The 14372-nt window shown below is 74.5% G+C and carries 13 protein-coding genes and 8 tRNA genes; 10 read left to right on the forward strand and 11 right to left on the reverse strand.

Features of this window, described 5'->3' with window-relative positions; translation table 11 throughout:
* Positions 1 to 4 precede the first annotated feature (4 nt).
* Complete coding sequence (locus tag ACTMTB_RS24780; RefSeq protein WP_441148626.1) at positions 5 to 889, forward strand: ABC transporter substrate-binding protein; 885 nt, start codon at positions 5 to 7, stop codon at positions 887 to 889.
* Between the two features lie 24 nt (positions 890 to 913).
* On the opposite strand, the gene ACTMTB_RS24785 is transcribed toward ACTMTB_RS24780, so the two are convergent.
* Complete coding sequence (locus ACTMTB_RS24785; protein WP_441148627.1) at positions 914 to 1888, reverse strand: ArsR/SmtB family transcription factor; 975 nt, start codon at positions 1886 to 1888, stop codon at positions 914 to 916.
* Between the two features lie 89 nt (positions 1889 to 1977).
* Here ACTMTB_RS24785 and ACTMTB_RS24790 point away from each other — a divergent pair, with 89 nt between their 5' ends.
* The 7 genes from ACTMTB_RS24790 to ACTMTB_RS24820 all read left to right on the forward strand — a co-directional run bounded on the left by ACTMTB_RS24790 (position 1978) and on the right by ACTMTB_RS24820 (position 9407).
* Positions 1978 to 3282, forward strand: a complete 1305-nt coding sequence (locus tag ACTMTB_RS24790; RefSeq protein ID WP_441148628.1) for an MFS transporter — start codon at positions 1978 to 1980, stop codon at positions 3280 to 3282.
* Between the two features lie 109 nt (positions 3283 to 3391).
* Entirely contained in the window at positions 3392 to 4000 is a 609-nt protein-coding gene (locus tag ACTMTB_RS24795; protein WP_210775237.1) for an AMIN-like domain-containing (lipo)protein, read from the forward strand.
* A 99-nt stretch (positions 4001 to 4099) separates the two neighbouring features.
* Entirely contained in the window at positions 4100 to 4780 is a 681-nt protein-coding gene (locus ACTMTB_RS24800) for a response regulator transcription factor (RefSeq protein ID WP_210775238.1), read from the forward strand.
* A 15-nt stretch (positions 4781 to 4795) separates the two neighbouring features.
* Positions 4796 to 6199: an ATP-binding protein gene (locus tag ACTMTB_RS24805; RefSeq protein WP_441148629.1), complete on the forward strand. Its 1404-nt coding sequence runs from the start codon at positions 4796 to 4798 to the stop codon at positions 6197 to 6199.
* Positions 6196 to 7107 (forward strand): Gmad2 immunoglobulin-like domain-containing protein, encoded by a 912-nt coding sequence (locus ACTMTB_RS24810; RefSeq protein ID WP_441148630.1) that lies wholly within the window; start codon positions 6196 to 6198, stop codon positions 7105 to 7107. The genes ACTMTB_RS24805 and ACTMTB_RS24810 overlap by 4 nt, the downstream gene beginning before the upstream one ends.
* Before the next feature lie 134 nt (positions 7108 to 7241).
* On the forward strand, positions 7242 to 7844 hold the full coding sequence (locus ACTMTB_RS24815) for a TetR/AcrR family transcriptional regulator (protein ID WP_441148631.1): 603 nt from the start codon (positions 7242 to 7244) through the stop codon (positions 7842 to 7844).
* A 75-nt stretch (positions 7845 to 7919) separates the two neighbouring features.
* Positions 7920 to 9407 carry an MFS transporter gene (locus ACTMTB_RS24820; RefSeq protein WP_441148632.1) on the forward strand — a complete coding sequence of 496 codons (1488 nt, stop codon included), beginning with the start codon at positions 7920 to 7922 and terminating at the stop codon, positions 9405 to 9407.
* Positions 9408 to 9553: 146 nt separating this feature from the next.
* Here ACTMTB_RS24820 and ACTMTB_RS24825 read toward each other — a convergent pair.
* From ACTMTB_RS24825 to ACTMTB_RS24865, 9 genes are all read right to left on the reverse strand, one after another.
* Positions 9554 to 9624: transfer RNA gene (locus tag ACTMTB_RS24825), tRNA-Cys, on the reverse strand.
* A 12-nt stretch (positions 9625 to 9636) separates the two neighbouring features.
* Positions 9637 to 9709 (reverse strand) — tRNA-Arg (locus ACTMTB_RS24830).
* Positions 9710 to 9714: 5 nt separating this feature from the next.
* Positions 9715 to 9790 (reverse strand) — tRNA-Glu (locus ACTMTB_RS24835).
* Between the two features lie 36 nt (positions 9791 to 9826).
* Positions 9827 to 9898 (reverse strand) — tRNA-Gln (locus ACTMTB_RS24840).
* A 34-nt stretch (positions 9899 to 9932) separates the two neighbouring features.
* Positions 9933 to 10005, reverse strand: a tRNA-Arg gene (locus tag ACTMTB_RS24845).
* A gap of 37 nt (positions 10006 to 10042) precedes the next feature.
* Positions 10043 to 11242 carry an RtcB family protein gene (locus ACTMTB_RS24850; RefSeq protein ID WP_441148633.1) on the reverse strand — a complete coding sequence of 400 codons (1200 nt, stop codon included), beginning with the start codon at positions 11240 to 11242 and terminating at the stop codon, positions 10043 to 10045.
* 144 nt (positions 11243 to 11386) lie between these two features.
* Positions 11387 to 11458: transfer RNA gene (locus ACTMTB_RS24855), tRNA-Gly, on the reverse strand.
* Between the two features lie 14 nt (positions 11459 to 11472).
* Positions 11473 to 11546, reverse strand: a tRNA-Glu gene (locus tag ACTMTB_RS24860).
* Positions 11547 to 11678: 132 nt separating this feature from the next.
* Positions 11679 to 11752, reverse strand: a tRNA-Trp gene (locus ACTMTB_RS24865).
* Between the two features lie 356 nt (positions 11753 to 12108).
* Here ACTMTB_RS24865 and ACTMTB_RS24870 point away from each other — a divergent pair.
* Complete coding sequence (locus ACTMTB_RS24870) at positions 12109 to 12738, forward strand: DUF6058 family natural product biosynthesis protein (RefSeq protein ID WP_441148634.1); 630 nt, start codon at positions 12109 to 12111, stop codon at positions 12736 to 12738.
* On the opposite strand, the gene ACTMTB_RS24875 is transcribed toward ACTMTB_RS24870, so the two are convergent.
* Complete coding sequence (locus tag ACTMTB_RS24875; protein ID WP_441148635.1) at positions 12727 to 13422, reverse strand: NAD(P)-dependent oxidoreductase; 696 nt, start codon at positions 13420 to 13422, stop codon at positions 12727 to 12729. The genes ACTMTB_RS24870 and ACTMTB_RS24875 overlap by 12 nt on opposite strands.
* Before the next feature lie 87 nt (positions 13423 to 13509).
* On the opposite strand from ACTMTB_RS24875, the gene ACTMTB_RS24880 reads away from it, so the two are divergent.
* Positions 13510 to 14157, forward strand: a complete 648-nt coding sequence (locus tag ACTMTB_RS24880; protein ID WP_441148636.1) for a TetR/AcrR family transcriptional regulator — start codon at positions 13510 to 13512, stop codon at positions 14155 to 14157.
* Positions 14158 to 14372 lie beyond the last annotated feature (215 nt).

Here is a 14372-nt window from a genome sequence, read left to right on the forward strand (position 1 = left end):
GGGCATGCGCCTGGTCTCCCTGCTGCCCTCCGCGACCGAGATCGTCTACGCCCTCGGCCTCGGCGACGACCTCATCGGGGTCACCTTCGAGTGCGAGGTGCCGGCCGCCGACCGGGCCGGCAAGACCGTGGTCGTCGGCGGCACGGACACCCGGGGCATGACCCCGGGCCAGATCGACGCGCACGTCCGGGCCCGGCTCGCCGCCGGCGCCGACCTCTACACCCTGCACGCCGACGCGCTCGCCGGGCTGGACCCCGAGCTGATCCTGACCCAGGACCTGTGCCGGGTCTGCGCCCTGCCCTCCGGGCACGTCGCGGATGCCCTCGACCACCTGGGCTGCCGCGCCGACGTGCTCTCGCTCGACCCGTACACCCTGGACGAGGTGCTGGCGAGCATCCTCGCGGTGGGCGACGCCGCCGGCGTACCGGAGCGGGCGCGGGCGCTGGTGGACGGTCTGCGCGACCGGCTCGCGGCGGTCGCGGCGGCGGTCGGCGACCGGCCACGCCCCCGGGTGGCGGTGGTGGAGTGGACCGACCCGCCGTTCACCGCCGGGCACTGGATCCCCGACCTGGTACGCGCCGCCGGCGGCGAGCCGGTGGCCACCCGCCCCGGCGCCCGCTCGGTGCAGGTGCCCTGGTCCGAGCTGCGTGCCGCGGCACCGCAGGTCGTGCTGGTCACGCCCTGCGGTTTCCGCCTCGACGGCGCGGTCGGCCAGGCCCAGGCGGTGGCGGAGCACTTCCCGGGCACACCGGTCTGGGCGGTCGACGCCGACGGACTGGTCGTCCGCCCCGGCCCGCGTCTGGTCGACGGCGTCGAGGCGATCGCCGCCGTCCTGCACCCGGACGCGGTGCCCGCCCCGCCCGCCGGCGCGGTGGCCCGGGTGGCCTGACGGCCCGGCCGGCGCGATCCCCGGTCAGCCCGCCCCCGCGAGCAGCGCCTCCGCCGAGGTGGTCCGCGCGTAGAGCAGGAACCGGCCGACCCGGTGAGTGCCCACCAGACCCGCGTCCCGCAGCGCGGTGAGGTGCTGCGAGACCGTGCCGGGCGCCAGCCCGCAGCGGCGCGCCAGTTCGGTCGTCGAGGACGGCACGGCCAGCTCGTGCAGCAGCGTGGCCCGGGTACGGCCCAGCACCCGGCTCAGCGCCTCCCCCGGTGGCAGCGCGGCGCGTTCCCAGAGCGTCGCCACCGCCCCCGCCGGGTAGCGCAGGGTCGGCTGCCCGGACGCCTCCACCAGGTTCGAGAACGGCCGCGGCCAGGTGAAGACCGACGGCACCAGCAGCACCCCGCGACCGTCCAGCCGCACCGACCCGGAGGTCGTCAGGTGCTCGACCAGGAGGGTGCCGTCGTCCCAGGAGACGTAGCGGTCGAGGTGGTTGAGCAGGCCCCGCACCCCGTCGACGGCCATCCGGCGGGCGCCGAGCAGCACCTCCCGCTCCAGCAGGGTCCGCATCCGCGGCCAGTACGGGGCGAGCGCGATGTCGGCGTAGGCGCGGATCTGCGCGGCGAGGTCGGCCAGCCCGGCCTCCGGGTCCGCGCGCAGGGCGGCCGTCCGGGGCGTGGGCGGCACCGGATCCCGGTCGAGGCAGGCGCGGACCACCTCCGGCGGGGTCGCGGCCAGCGCGGCCAACTCCAGGTCGAGGGTGGGCCCGGTGGTGGTCGGCGGTGGGCAGACGAACGACGGGATCACCACGGTGGGAACCGGCACCAGGTCGGCCAGGAGCCCCCACCGCACCGCCGCCAGCCGGGGCACCACCTGGCGCGCCCAGGGCAGGTGCGCGGGAAAGCCGGCCGGGTTCTTGACGATCCGGACGCTGGCCACCACCTCCCACAGCGGTGACACGGCGAACCTGGTGTTGGCCAGGTCCGCCACCGACAGCGCGGCGCGCAGCACCCCTCGTCCCCCGTCCCTTGCGTTGCCCGCGGATTTGCCCTGGGCCGAATTCATCGACCCGGACCGGCCGTCCGGGCACCGTGACCGGCATGATCACCGACCCGCGCCCGGCCGCCCGCTGGTCCCGCGCCTTCCGTCAGTTGTACGCCGTCAGTGTCGTCGGTGGCATCGGCCAGCAAGTGGCCCTGCTGGCCGTCCCGGTGCTCGCCGTCGACGTCCTGCGCGCCACCCCCGGCCAGGTGGGCCTGCTGGGCGTGCTCGGCACCGCAGCCTTCCTGCTGATCGGCCTACCCGCCGGGGTGTGGGTGGACCGGGCCGACCGCCGCACCGTCATGATCTTCGCGGATCTCGTCCGGTCGGCGCTGTTCGCCTCGGTCCCGGTGGCCTGGTGGGCCGGTTGGCTGACCATCGGGCAGCTCTACCTCGTGGTCCTGCTCGCCGGGGCCGGCACGGTCTTCTTCGACGTCGCCGAGCAGAGCTACCTGCCGGCGGTGGTCGGCCGGGAGCGGCTGGTGGCGGCGAACTCGCTGCTGGTGAGCACCGGCGCGACCATCCAGATCGGTGGGCGGGCCCTCGGCGGATTCCTGGTGCAACTGCTCAGCGCGCCGGTGGCCCTGGTGCTCAACGCCCTCGCGTACCTGGTCTCCGCGCTGGTCCTGGCCCGGCTGCGACCGGACGTCGCGCCGGCGCGGCAGGCCGGCCGGCGCGACGGCTTCGGCCGCCAGCTCGCCGAGGGGGTACGGCACGTGCTGGGCAACCCGCTGCTGCGGCCGCTGGTGCTCTCGCTGGCGAGCATCAACCTCACGGTCAACCTGATGACCACCATGCTGCCGGTGGTCTTCCTCCGCGAGCTGGGGCTCGGCGCCGGGGCGCTCGGGCTGTTCCTTGGCGCCGGTGGTGTCGGGGCGCTGCTCGGGGCGGTGACCGCCCGGCCGCTGGCGGACCGGATCGGCCACGGTCGAGCGCTCTGGCTGCCCGGGCTGATCGTGGCGCCGCTGGGCGCGCTGGTGCCGCTGCTGGACACCGGTCCGGCGCTCTGGCTGGCCGGGTTCGGCTGGCTGGCCACCGCCTGGCGCACCGGGATCGGCAACGTCATCGGGGTGAGCCTGCGCCAGCGCTGCACCCCGGACGCGCTGCTCGGGCGGATGAACGCGGTGTTCCGCTTCCTGCTGTTCGGCGCGATCGCGGTCGGCGCCGCCCTCTCCGGCCTGCTCGGCCAGTACGCCGGTGTCCGCACGGCGCTCTGGCTCGGCGCCGCGGGTGCCGCGCTGACCTGGCTGCCGATCTTCTGCTCCCCGCTGCGCGCCCTCGCCGAGCCGCCGACGGTGGCGTCACCGCCGGGGCCGGCCACCGTCGCGGACGCCTGCGCACCGGCGGCCCGGACCGGCCGTTGAGGACTGTTACCCCGCTGTTACGCCCCGGTGGGACGGCTGTGGCGGATCGGCCCGACCGTCGAACTCGAACCGGCTCACCGGGCCGGACGGAACAGGCAGGGAGGACACCATGCGATCCACGAGGACACTGGGGGCGGTGGCGGCGGTCATGCTCGCCGTCCTACTCACCGCCGCCACGGCGGCCACCGCGGGAGCGCGGCCCACGACCACCGGCACGCAGGTCGCGCCCCGGGCGGTCACCGGCGCGCCGTACTGCGGGATCACCTGGGGCAGCGCGGAGAAGACGACCGGCCCGCTCAGCAGCGCCCCGCTGACCCAGGTGCGGACCGGTCGGCACGACTGCTTCGACCGGGTGGTGTTCGAGTTCGCCGGCCCGGTGAGCGGCTACTCGGTCGCCTACGGCGAGACCTGGACCGAGGGCGAGGGGCTGGCGCTGTCGCCGTACACCGCCGGGGACGCGCTGCTGCGGGTGTCGCTGCGGGCACCGGCGTACGACGACCAGCACGTCGCCACCGTCCCGTACCGGGTCGGCGAGCACGCCGCGAACGTGCTGCGCTACTCGACGCTGCGCGACGTCGTCTTCGCCGGCAGCTTCGAGGGCTACACCACCTTCGCGGTCGGGGTGCGGGCCCGGCTGCCGTTCCGGGTGTTCGTGCTCGCCGGCCCCGGCACGCACAGCCGGATCGTGCTGGACGTCGCGCACCAGTGGCAGGAATGACCAGCCGTCGGGGCGGGGGGCCGGCGTCGACCGGCCCCCCGTCACCGGCCGTTGCGGCAGGACCGTCCGATGACCTCCCGGGGCTACCCTGAGGACGTCATGGACGGCCGCGTGCTGCTGGTCGAGGACGATGCCTCCATCAGGGAGGTCACCGCCCTCGGTCTGCGGCGGGCCGGCTTCCGGGTCAGCACCGCGGTCGACGGCCGCGCCGCGCTGGCCGCCTGGCGGGCCCAGCCGGTCGACCTGGTGGTCCTCGACGTGATGCTGCCCGGCCTCGACGGGCTGGAGGTGTGCCGGGAGATCCGGCGCACCAGCGCGGTGCCGATCCTGATGCTCACCGCCCGCACCGACACCATCGACGTGGTCGTCGGGCTGGAGTGCGGCGCGGACGACTACCTGCGCAAGCCGTTCGACCTGCCGGAACTCGTCGCGCGGGTACGCGCCGGGCTGCGCCGGGCCAGCGCCGTCGTCGAGGAGACCATCCTGACCGTCGGCGGGCTGGAGATCGACCCGAACCGGTTCGTCGTCCGCAAGGCCGGCCGGGAGCTGACCCTGACCGCCACCGAGTTCCGACTGCTGCTGGAGCTGGCCCGCCGGCCCGGTCAGGTGTTCACCCGCGAGCTGCTGCTGGACCGGGTGTGGAACCACTCCCACCTCGGCGACTCCCGACTGGTCGACGTGGCGGTGCAGCGGCTGCGCGCCAAGGTGGAGGACGATCCCGCCGAGCCCCGGCTGGTCCGCACGGTGCGCGGTGTCGGCTACAAGCTCGCCACGGCATGACGGGAGGATGGCGCGATGGCCACGGGCGCCGTACCGCCGGGTCGGCTCCGCCGCCGGTTGACGGTGGCGTTCGTACTGGTCGCCGGGGTCTCCGCCGGGGTGCTCGCCGGCGGGTCGTACCTGATGCTGCGGCAGGCCCGGCTGGACGGCTCGGTGCAGCGGGCGGCGGCCGACGCCCGCTACCAGCTCGTCCTGGCCGGGCAGTTCGTGCCGCTGACCGACACCCGTCGCGCCGAACTGCTGACCAGCTTCGAGGGCAGCGGCCGGCACGTGCTGCTGGTCGCCGGGGACACCCGCGCGTCGCACCCCTCGTACGCCCCCACCCCCGGCCCGCAACTGCGGGCCGCCGTCGCCGACGGGCAGCTCGGCTACGAGCGGCTGGACGGCGCCGGCGGACGGCACCTGCTGGTGGTCGGCGGCCGGATCCCCGGCTCGACCGCCGAGCTGTACGCCGTCACGGACGAGAGCGACCTGGTCGGCGGGCTGGACCAGCTGCGCACCGCGCTGGCGGTCGGCTGGCTGGCGGTGGTGGCGCTCGCCGCGGGCGTCGGGCACTCCCTGGCCCGGCGCACCCTCGAACCGGTGGGCCGGGCCAGCCGGGCCGCCCGGGCCGTGGCGGAGGGGCTGCTGGCGACCCGGCTGCCGGTGCGCGGCCGGGACGAGTTCAGCGACTGGGCCGCCGCGTTCAACGACATGGCGCAGGCGCTCCAGACGAAGATCGACGACCTGTCCCGGGCCGAGGCCCGGGAGCGGCGGTTCACCGCCGACGTGGCGCACGAGCTGCGTACCCCGGTCACCGCTCTGGTGGCGGCGGCCTCGCTGCTGGCCGACCGGCTAGACACACTGCCCGACGACTCCCGCCGCGCCGCCGAGCTGCTGGTCGCCGACGTGGTCCGGCTGCGCACGCTGGTCGAGGAGCTGATGGAGATTTCCCGGCTGGACGCCGGCCGGGAGGCGGTCGACCTGGCGTCGGTGCCCGCCCTCGCCCCGCTGCGCGACCTGGTCGCCGCGCACGGCTGGGCCGGCCGGGTCGTCGTCGCCGGCGACGAGGCCGTCCTGCGCACCGACCCGCGCCGGCTGGAACGGGTGCTGGCCAACCTGGTCGGCAACGCCGTCACGCACGGCCAGGGCGAGGTCCGCGCGAGCGTGACCCGCGCCGGCCCGCTGCTCGTGTACGAGGTGAGCGACCAGGGGCCGGGGATCGCTGCCGAACACCTGCCGCACCTGTTCGACCGCTTCTACAAGGCCGACCCGGCGCGCTCCGGTCGGGGCAGCGGCCTCGGCCTGGCCATCGCCCGGGAGAACGCCCGGCTGCTCGGCGGCCGGCTCACGGTCCGCAGCACCTTCGGCGTCGGCACCACGTTCCAGCTGGCGCTGCCGATGACCCCGCCCGACTCCGAACCGGGAGGAGAACCGTGAACCGGCTGCCCGCCCTGCTCGCCGCGCTCGCGCTGCTGCTCGCCGGCTGTGGCGACGCCCGCTCGGGCACCCTCGGACCGGCCCCGCGCGCCGCCGCGCCCGGCACCGCCACCGCCCCGGTGACCGCCCCCACCGCCCCGTCGGGCACCCCGACCGGCGTCCCCGGGCCCACCGCCACCCGGTCGACCGGGCCGGTGACGCCGCCCCGGACTCCGACGCCGTCGCCGGCCGCCACGGGCAGCGTGACGGTGCAGCTCTGGTTCGCCCGGGCCGGGGTGGTGGTGCCGACCCGGCGTACGCGACCCACCACCGTCGCCACCTCCCGGCTGGCGCTGGCGGAACTGGCCGCCGGACCGACCTCCGCCGAGGCCGCCGCCGGCCTGGCCACCCTGGTCCCCGCCGGCGTCGAGATGGTCCGGATAGCCGAGGGCACCGCCACCGTCGCCCCGCCGGAGTCCTTCGCCGACACCGACGCCCGGACGCTGCGGCTGCGACGGGCGCAGGTGGTCTGGACGCTCACCCAGTTCCCCACCGTGCGCCGGGTGGCCTTCGCCGGTAGCGGCGTCGTGCTGGCCCGCACCGACCTCGCCGACCTGCTGGCGCCGATCGTGGTCACCGAGCCGGCGATCGGCCAGCGGGTCGCCGGGCCGGTCACCGTCGCCGGCACCGCCGACGTGTACGAGGCGACCGTCTCGATCCGGATCCTCGACGGCAGCGGCCGGGTGGTCGGCACCGGCTTCACCACCGCCACCTGCGGCAGCGGCTGCCGGGGCGACTACCGCGGCGGAGTCGCGTACCGGTTGGCGACCGCCGGCCCCGGCACCGTCGAGGTGTACGAGGTGTCGCCCCGCGACGGCTCCCGGACCCATGTGGTGGCCGTGCCGGTCCTGCTGGCCGCCACCGCCTGACCGGCGCCACCGCCCGACTGCGGCACAAAACGGGCTCGTTTCCCGACCGCACTGCGAGACATCTCATAAAGCTCGGCGTGGGCTCGCCTGCCCCGGCTAACGTGAGTACGAAATCGTTTCGCTTCGGGGGGATCATGCGCCAGGGGAACATCCCGGCCCAGGCGGGCACCACGGCCGGCGGGGAGCGTCACCCCGAGCTGCTCGACACCGTTCTCACGCTGATCCGCGAGGTCGGCTACGACCGGATGACCATCGACGGGGTCGCCGCCCGGGCCCGGGTGAGCAAGGCGACCATCTACCGGCACTGGCCGGGCAAGGCCGACCTGGTCGCCGCCGCGCTGCGGCACCGGCACGTCGGCGTGCAGACCCCCGCCGACACCGGGTCGCTCCGCGGTGACCTGCTGGAGCTGCTGCGCACCACCGCCGCGATCTGCACCGCCGACAGCGACCTGGTGCAGGCCCTCATCCTGGCCATGCGGACCTGCCCCGAGCTGGAGCACCTGATCCGGCAGCAGGTGCTGCCCGCCGGCCGAGTGGCCAGCGTCGCCGTCGTCGTCCGCGCCGCCGCCCGGGGCGAGATCCCCGCCGAGGCCGGCGAGCGGGACCTCTTCCACGATCTCGCCCCGGCCATGGTCATGTCCCGGATCCTCGCCCACGGCCTCCCCGCCGACGAGTACTTCCTCACCCAGCTCGTCGACCAGGTGCTCGTCCCGGTCCTCCGGTACCGCGCCGCCTGACCACGCCCGGCCGCGTCACCACGGACCCGACGCGCCCCGACCGCACCGCAACACCACGTCACGGAAGGCTGCACCATGCCCGGTACCACCTCGACCGCCCCCGGCGCGCCCCGCGCCCAGGCGGCGGCCACGCCGCACCCGCGGCGCTGGCTGGTCCTCGCGGTCATCGCGATCTCCCAGCTGATGGTCGTGCTCGACGCCACCATCGTGAACATCGCCCTACCGGAGGCCCAGGCCGACCTCGGCATCTCCGACGCGGACCGGCAGTGGGTGGTCACCGCCTACACCCTGACCTTCGGCGGCCTGCTGCTGCTCGGCGGGCGGATCGCCGACTACTGGGGTCGCAAGCGCACCTTCCTCGTCGGCATGGTCGGCTTCGCCCTGGCCTCCGCCATCGGCGGCCTGGCCACCACCGGCGGGATGCTCTTCGCCGCCCGCGCGCTCCAGGGCGCCTTCGGCGCGCTGCTCGCCCCGGCCGCCCTGGCCCTGCTCACCGTGCTCTTCACCGAGCCGAAGGAGCGGGCGAAGGCATTCGCGGTCTACGGGGCCATCGCCGGCGGCGGGTCCGCCGTCGGCCTGGTGCTCGGCGGCGTGCTCACCCAGTACATCGACTGGCGCTGGTGCCTGCTGGTCAACATCCCGATCGCCGTGGTCGCCCTGTTCGCCGCCATCCCGCTGGTGCCGGAGAGCCGCGCCCACGGCGACACCCGGTACGACATCCCCGGCGCCGTCGTGGTCACCGCCGGCCTGGTCTCCCTCGTGTACGGCTTCACCCGGGCCGCCGAGGACGGCTGGGACGCCACCGCCACCATCGGGTTCATCGTCGCCGGCGTGGTCCTGCTCGCCGCCTTCGTGGTGATCGAGCTGCGCTCCAGCCACCCGCTGCTGCCGCTGCGCATCCTGCTGGACCGCAACCGGGGCGGGGCGTACCTCGCCTCCACTCTGATCGGCGCCGGACTGTTCGGGGCGTTTCTGTTCCTGACGTTCTACTTCCAGCAGACGCTCGGGTACACGCCGGTCGAGGCCGGCCTCGCCTCGCTGCCCATCACCGCCGGCGTGCTGATCAGCGCGGGCGCCGCCAGCCAGCTGCTGCCCCGGGTCGGCGCGAAGCCGCTGATGGTGGCCGGTGCGGCGCTGGCCGCCGTCGCCATGCTGTCGCTGACCCAGATCGACGTGGACAGCTCCTTCGTGGCGCACCTGCTGCCCGCCCAGGTGGTACTCGGCCTGGGCCTCGGCTTCACCTTCGTGCCGCTGTCCAGCCTCGCCCTGGTCGGCGTTCCCGAACACGACGCCGGAGCGGCCAGCGCCACCCTCAACGCCACCCAGCAGATCGGTGGCTCGCTCGGTACCGCGCTGCTCAACACCTTCTTCACCAGCGCGGTCACCGCGTACCTGGCCGGCCGGATCCCCGACCCGACGACGGTGGCCCAGGCCACCATCCACGGCTACTCCGTGGCCTTCGCCTGGGGTGCCGCGCTGATCCTGGTCGCCGGCCTGACCACCATGCTGCTGATCAAGGTCCGCAAGGAGGACCTGGCCACCGGCGCGGTACACATGGGCTGAGCGTCGCTGTCGCGGCGACACGGCTTCCGCCGTGTCGCCGCGGCGCGGTCGGTCGTCGCCGGACCCGGGGTCGAACCGGGCGGGCCACCGTCATGAGCAGCGGCTGGGCCCACGTCCTCCGGCGGCACCATAGTGGATGGCAGTCGAGACCAAGACGGGAATCGAACCCGTGTGTACGGTTTTGCGGACCGTCCCCTGGCCACTCGGGCACTCGGTCGAGGTGGAGCAGTGCCCCCGGCTGGATTCGAACCAGCGGTCCCCAGATTCGGAATCTGATGCGCTCTCCACTGCGCCACGGGGGCATGAGCAGCGCGGACGGGATTCGAACCCGCAACGTGTCCCGGGTGAAAGCCGGGCGACTCTCCCACTTCGTCCACCGCGCCATCCGCGTGCCCGGGCTTGGGCCACGAGGGTTCGTGCTGCGAGCGGAGGACTCGAACCTCCATCGACCGATCCAGAGTCGGCTGTGCTGCCGGTTGCACCAGCTCGCAAGGGTTCCGTTCCGCCGCTGGCGGATACGGACCGTGCCCCGACCAGGATTCGAACCTGGGATCTCCGGCTTCGTAGACCGGCGCTCTCTCCGCTGAGCCATCGGGGCGTACGACCGGCGCCTCCCCCCAGGGGCGCCGGCCGGCCTAACCCTTCACGCAGACCACCTGCTTGAGGTGCGCCACCACCTCGACCAGGTCGTCCTGCTGCGCCATCACCTTGGTGATGTCCTTGTACGCGCCGGGGATCTCGTCGACCACCCCGGCGTCCTTGCGGCACTCCACCCCGGCGGTCTGCCGGACCAGGTCGGCGGTGCTGTACGTCCGCTTCGCCTGTCCCCGCGACATCCGCCGCCCGGCGCCGTGCGACGCCGAGCAGTACGCGTCCGGGTTCCCCTTGCCGCGCACGATGTACGAGCCGGTGCCCATCGACCCCGGGATGATGCCCAGGTCCCCCCGACCAGCCCGGATCGCGCCCTTGCGGGTCACCAGCACGTCCACCCCGTCGTAGCTCTCCTCCGCCACGTAGTTGTGGTGGCAGCTGATCGGCTCGCCGTAGGCGACCTGCGGAAACTGCTCCCGGACCACGCCGCAGAGCAGCGCCAGCATGACGGCCCGGTTGCGCCGCGCGTACTCCTGCGCCCACCAGAGGTCCCGACGGTAGGCGTCCATCTCCGGCGTGCCGGCGAGGAACACCGCCAGGTCGCGGTCGGGCAGGTCGACGTTGTGCGGCAGCTTCCGCGCCACCCCGATGTGCCGCTCGGCGAGTTCCTTGCCGATGTTGCGGGAGCCGGAGTGCAGCATCAGCCAGACCTGGCCGGCGTCCGGCCCGCCCTGCTCGACGCAGACCTCGATGAAGTGGTTGCCGCCACCGAGGGTGCCCATCTGGTGCTGGGCCCGACTCTCCAGCTGCGCCACCCGGCGGTCCAGCTCGCCGAACCGCTTCCAGAAGGCGTCCCAGCCGGCCTGCTCCAGGCCCCGGATCCGGCGCGGGTCGACCGGGTTGGCCCGCTTGGCGAAGCCGACCGGGACGGCCGCCTCGATCGCCGCGCGCAGCGGCGCCAGGTCGTCCGGCAGGTCGGCCGCGGTGAGCGAGGTACGCACCGCGGACATCCCGCAGCCGATGTCCACGCCGACCGCCGCGGGCGAGACGGCCTGCCGCATCGCGATGACGGAGCCGACCGTGGCGCCCTTGCCGAAGTGCACGTCGGGCATGACCGCGACGCCCTGCACCCAGGGCAGCGCGCCGATGTTACGCAGCTGCTGCGCGGCCTGCGGCTCGATGCCGTACGGGTCGGTCCAGACCCGTACCGGCGCCCGGGTGCCCGGCAGCGGGGTGAATGCCATCGTCTTCTCCTGGTGTCGTGGGGGTGCCGCCCCGGGTGGGGCGGCGGGAAGGCTCGTGGACCGCCCGGGAATCGAACCCGGCCGGAGTGGCTTGCAAGGCCTCTCTGCGCCCCAGCGCGCAGCCCGTGGGATGGGAGTGTTCCGAGCGGCTGGCCGGATTCGAACCGGCGATCTTCGCCATGGCGAGGCGACGCGCTACCGCTGCGCCACAACCGCGTGTCGTCACTACGTAGGCCGTACGGGGCTCGAACCCGTAACCTCCCGGCTGAGAACCGGGTGAGCTGCCAACTTGCTCCAACGGCCCGTGCGGGGTGCTGGTCGCACCCCGTGTCGTCCCCCCGGCCGACACGGTCGCGGCGCCGGCCGGGTTCGTACTCATGCCATCCACTGTGGAGTTGAGAAGAAGCGACGTCGCCGGCCGTGCCGGGACATGAGGCAGGGGTGACAGGACTCGAACCTGCAACCATCGGGTTTGGAATCCGGTGCTCTTCCGGGTTGAGCTACACCCCTCGGACGGGTGCCGGGTGACGAAAAAGCCGCCCGTACCCCGGTGGGGTGGGCGGCTGCGCTGTCGCGCTGGCGCTATCCGCGCCGCCGCCCTCGCCGCCAGCCACACCGGCCCTGGAGCAGGCCCCGGGCTCGTTCGCCCGCGGGCAGCATGGCACCGCCGCGCGGCATGGACCGCGTGGTCTCGGTGCTGGTCTGCTGCTGCACGGCGGGCTCCCCGGAGTGATCGGTGTGACGTTGCGGCATTGACGGTAGGCGAGGCCTCCCGGGGCCCGCAACGGATATTCCGAGAATCCTTCGGCGGTTGCCGAAGGATTCCGCCGCTACCGTCGCAGCCCGATGCGAGGAAGGAGACGTCGATGGGGTTGGCGGAGCAGGTGGCCGAACGCTTCCGGGAGGTCAACGGGGAGCATCCGATGACGGCGGCCGATGACGCGTACGTCGACGCGCAGTTCGTCGTCCTCGAGGAGCTCTGCGCGGCGCACGGGCGCGCCGTCGACGCCGTACGCCGGCTGATGCTGGACCGGCGGTTGCCGCTGCCGGGCTACCTGCGCTCGGACGGCGCGCAGATGGTGCCGGCGGACCTGTTCTCGCTGGCCGACCGGGCGGGCGGGCCGGCGGCGCTGCGGGCCTGGTTCACCGCGCACTGGGCGGACCCGAGACAGGGCGCGGCGGAGTGGGACGCCTACCTCAGCGGCCGGTACGTATGCCTGCGGTCGGTGACGCCGGAGACGATCCGGCGCAAGGACGAGCTGACCGCGGCGATCCGCGCGGCGGTGGACCGGCCGGAGCCCGGCGCGGGGTGGGCGCGACGGTTGCACGCGCTGGTGGACGAGTTGGACGGATTGGAGCCGGCTTTCACCGGCTACGACCGGCTGCGCTTCGGCGGCCCGACCTCCCGGGACAGCTGCATCGACGCGGTGCAGGCTCGCGTCCCGTTCCCGCCGGCCGGAGGGCGCGCACCCGGCGCGGCCGGCTCAGCGGGGTGATCGCAGGACCTCGTCACGGACGAGCCGGACCAGGCCGGGCTTCACGGCGGTGGTAGCCACCCCCATCGCCCGGCGCAGGAAGCGCCGCTCGTCCAACTCGCGCAGCATGGCGGCGGCAAGGTCCGCCCGGGCGGTGAACACACCGTCCGCGCTGCCGTCGGCGACGAGATGGTCGGTGACCGTGGGATGTTCGAAGAGGCCGGACGGGCGGACGATGGTCCAGTCCAGGTCGCTGGCCCGGACCACCTCCTCCATCCGCCGCATGTCCTGGTGCACCTGCCGGACCAGCACCCGGTTGACGTACGGGTCGAGGACGTGGTTGAAGAAGAACGCGTTGCTGGGTCGCCAGCCGGGGTCCAGCACGCTGGAGCTGACCACCATCAGCCGCCGTACGCCGTGGCGTCGCATCGCGGTGACGACGGCGGTGGCCGCCGCCGAGTAGGTGGTGACCGGTTTCCGGCTGGGCGTGACGCCGAGCGCGGAGAGCACGGCGTCGGCGCCGGCGACCGCCGGTTCGATCGCGGCGGGGTCGGTGGCGTCGGCGGCCACCACGGTGAGGTGGTCGTGCCGGGGCAGTCCCCGGGGGCGGCGGCTCACCGCCGTGACGTGCTGGCCGGCGGCGAGGGCCTGGCCGGTGAGTTGCCGGCCGGTGGGTCCGCTGGCGCCGATGACGACGATGCGCATGTGTCTACTCCTCCTCCGGGACCCGGGCGGTCCGGGTCGCTCGGTACGCGTTGACACTGCGGGTCCCGGGCGGCATGTTCAACGTTGATGAATAATTCCCGAGGACGTCCACGCGGCAATCCGCCGACCCGCGCGCGCATCGCGGAGGCGGCGCGGACGCTGTTCCTGCAACGGGGCTACCAGGGCACCACGCTGCGGGCGGTGGCCGCCGCGGCGGGCGTCGACCAGGCCCTCGTCAGTTACCACTTCGGCTCCAAGCAGGGCCTGTTCGGCGAGGTGATGCGGGTGCACTGCGCGCAGTCCCGGGCGCTGGCCGAGGCGCTGCCGGGCGACCCGGCCGGGCTGGCCGACCGGCTGCTGCAGGCGGTGGTGACCCTGTGGGACGACGCCTCCGCCACGGGCGAGCCGGCGCCGGACGACCAACTGCTCGGCCTGGTGCGCGAGTACCTGGACCGGGAGGTGCTGGTCCGGCTCGCTGAATTCCTCGGCGGCCCCGACGCGACCGAGCGCGCCACCGCGGCGGTCACCGTGATCGGCGGGATGATCTACACGCGGTACCTGAATCCGCTCCCGGCCGCGTCCGGCCTCTCCCCCGCCGACGTCCGGCGGATCCTCGGTCCGGCACTGCGCGCGGCGCTGGCGCCCCGGCACCGGTCCGGCCGTCTCCGGCCGCCCGTGCGCGGCGCGACGGGGCACCCGCTCAGCCGGGAATCGCGTTCCCGACCGGTGGGGTGAGTCCAGGTAGTGCGGGTTGGTCATCACGCCCAGCACATTTCCGAACGGGACCACGGACGCCGTGACGAACCCGGCACCCCGCTCCCGGATCGGGTCGTGCTCGCGGGCGCCGGCCGCCAGCAGCCGGGCCACGGTGGCCAGCAGGTCGTCGACGTGCCAGTAGACCATCGCCCCGCCCGGGCCGGTGGTCGCGCCGGGCGGGGCGTACCGGCTGT

Source organism: Micromonospora sp. L32 (assembly GCF_052068055.1).
GTDB lineage: Bacteria > Actinomycetota > Actinomycetes > Mycobacteriales > Micromonosporaceae > Micromonospora > Micromonospora purpureochromogenes.

Excerpts from the sequence above, each read along its gene's own strand:
- ACTMTB_RS24780 (WP_441148626.1), top strand. The coding sequence starts at position 5 with ATGCGCCTGGTCTCCCTGCTGCCCTCCGCGACCGAGATCGTCTACGCC.
- ACTMTB_RS24790 (WP_441148628.1), top strand. The coding sequence starts at position 1,978 with ATGATCACCGACCCGCGCCCGGCCGCCCGCTGGTCCCGCGCCTTCCGT.
- ACTMTB_RS24795 (WP_210775237.1), top strand. The coding sequence starts at position 3,392 with ATGCGATCCACGAGGACACTGGGGGCGGTGGCGGCGGTCATGCTCGCC.
- ACTMTB_RS24800 (WP_210775238.1), top strand. The coding sequence starts at position 4,100 with ATGGACGGCCGCGTGCTGCTGGTCGAGGACGATGCCTCCATCAGGGAG.
- ACTMTB_RS24805 (WP_441148629.1), top strand. The coding sequence starts at position 4,796 with ATGGCCACGGGCGCCGTACCGCCGGGTCGGCTCCGCCGCCGGTTGACG.
- ACTMTB_RS24815 (WP_441148631.1), top strand. The coding sequence starts at position 7,242 with ATGCGCCAGGGGAACATCCCGGCCCAGGCGGGCACCACGGCCGGCGGG.
- ACTMTB_RS24820 (WP_441148632.1), top strand. The coding sequence starts at position 7,920 with ATGCCCGGTACCACCTCGACCGCCCCCGGCGCGCCCCGCGCCCAGGCG.
- ACTMTB_RS24850 (WP_441148633.1), bottom strand. The coding sequence starts at position 11,242 with ATGGCATTCACCCCGCTGCCGGGCACCCGGGCGCCGGTACGGGTCTGG.
- ACTMTB_RS24870 (WP_441148634.1), top strand. The coding sequence starts at position 12,109 with ATGGGGTTGGCGGAGCAGGTGGCCGAACGCTTCCGGGAGGTCAACGGG.
- ACTMTB_RS24875 (WP_441148635.1), bottom strand. The coding sequence starts at position 13,422 with ATGCGCATCGTCGTCATCGGCGCCAGCGGACCCACCGGCCGGCAACTC.
- ACTMTB_RS24880 (WP_441148636.1), top strand. The coding sequence starts at position 13,510 with ATGAATAATTCCCGAGGACGTCCACGCGGCAATCCGCCGACCCGCGCG.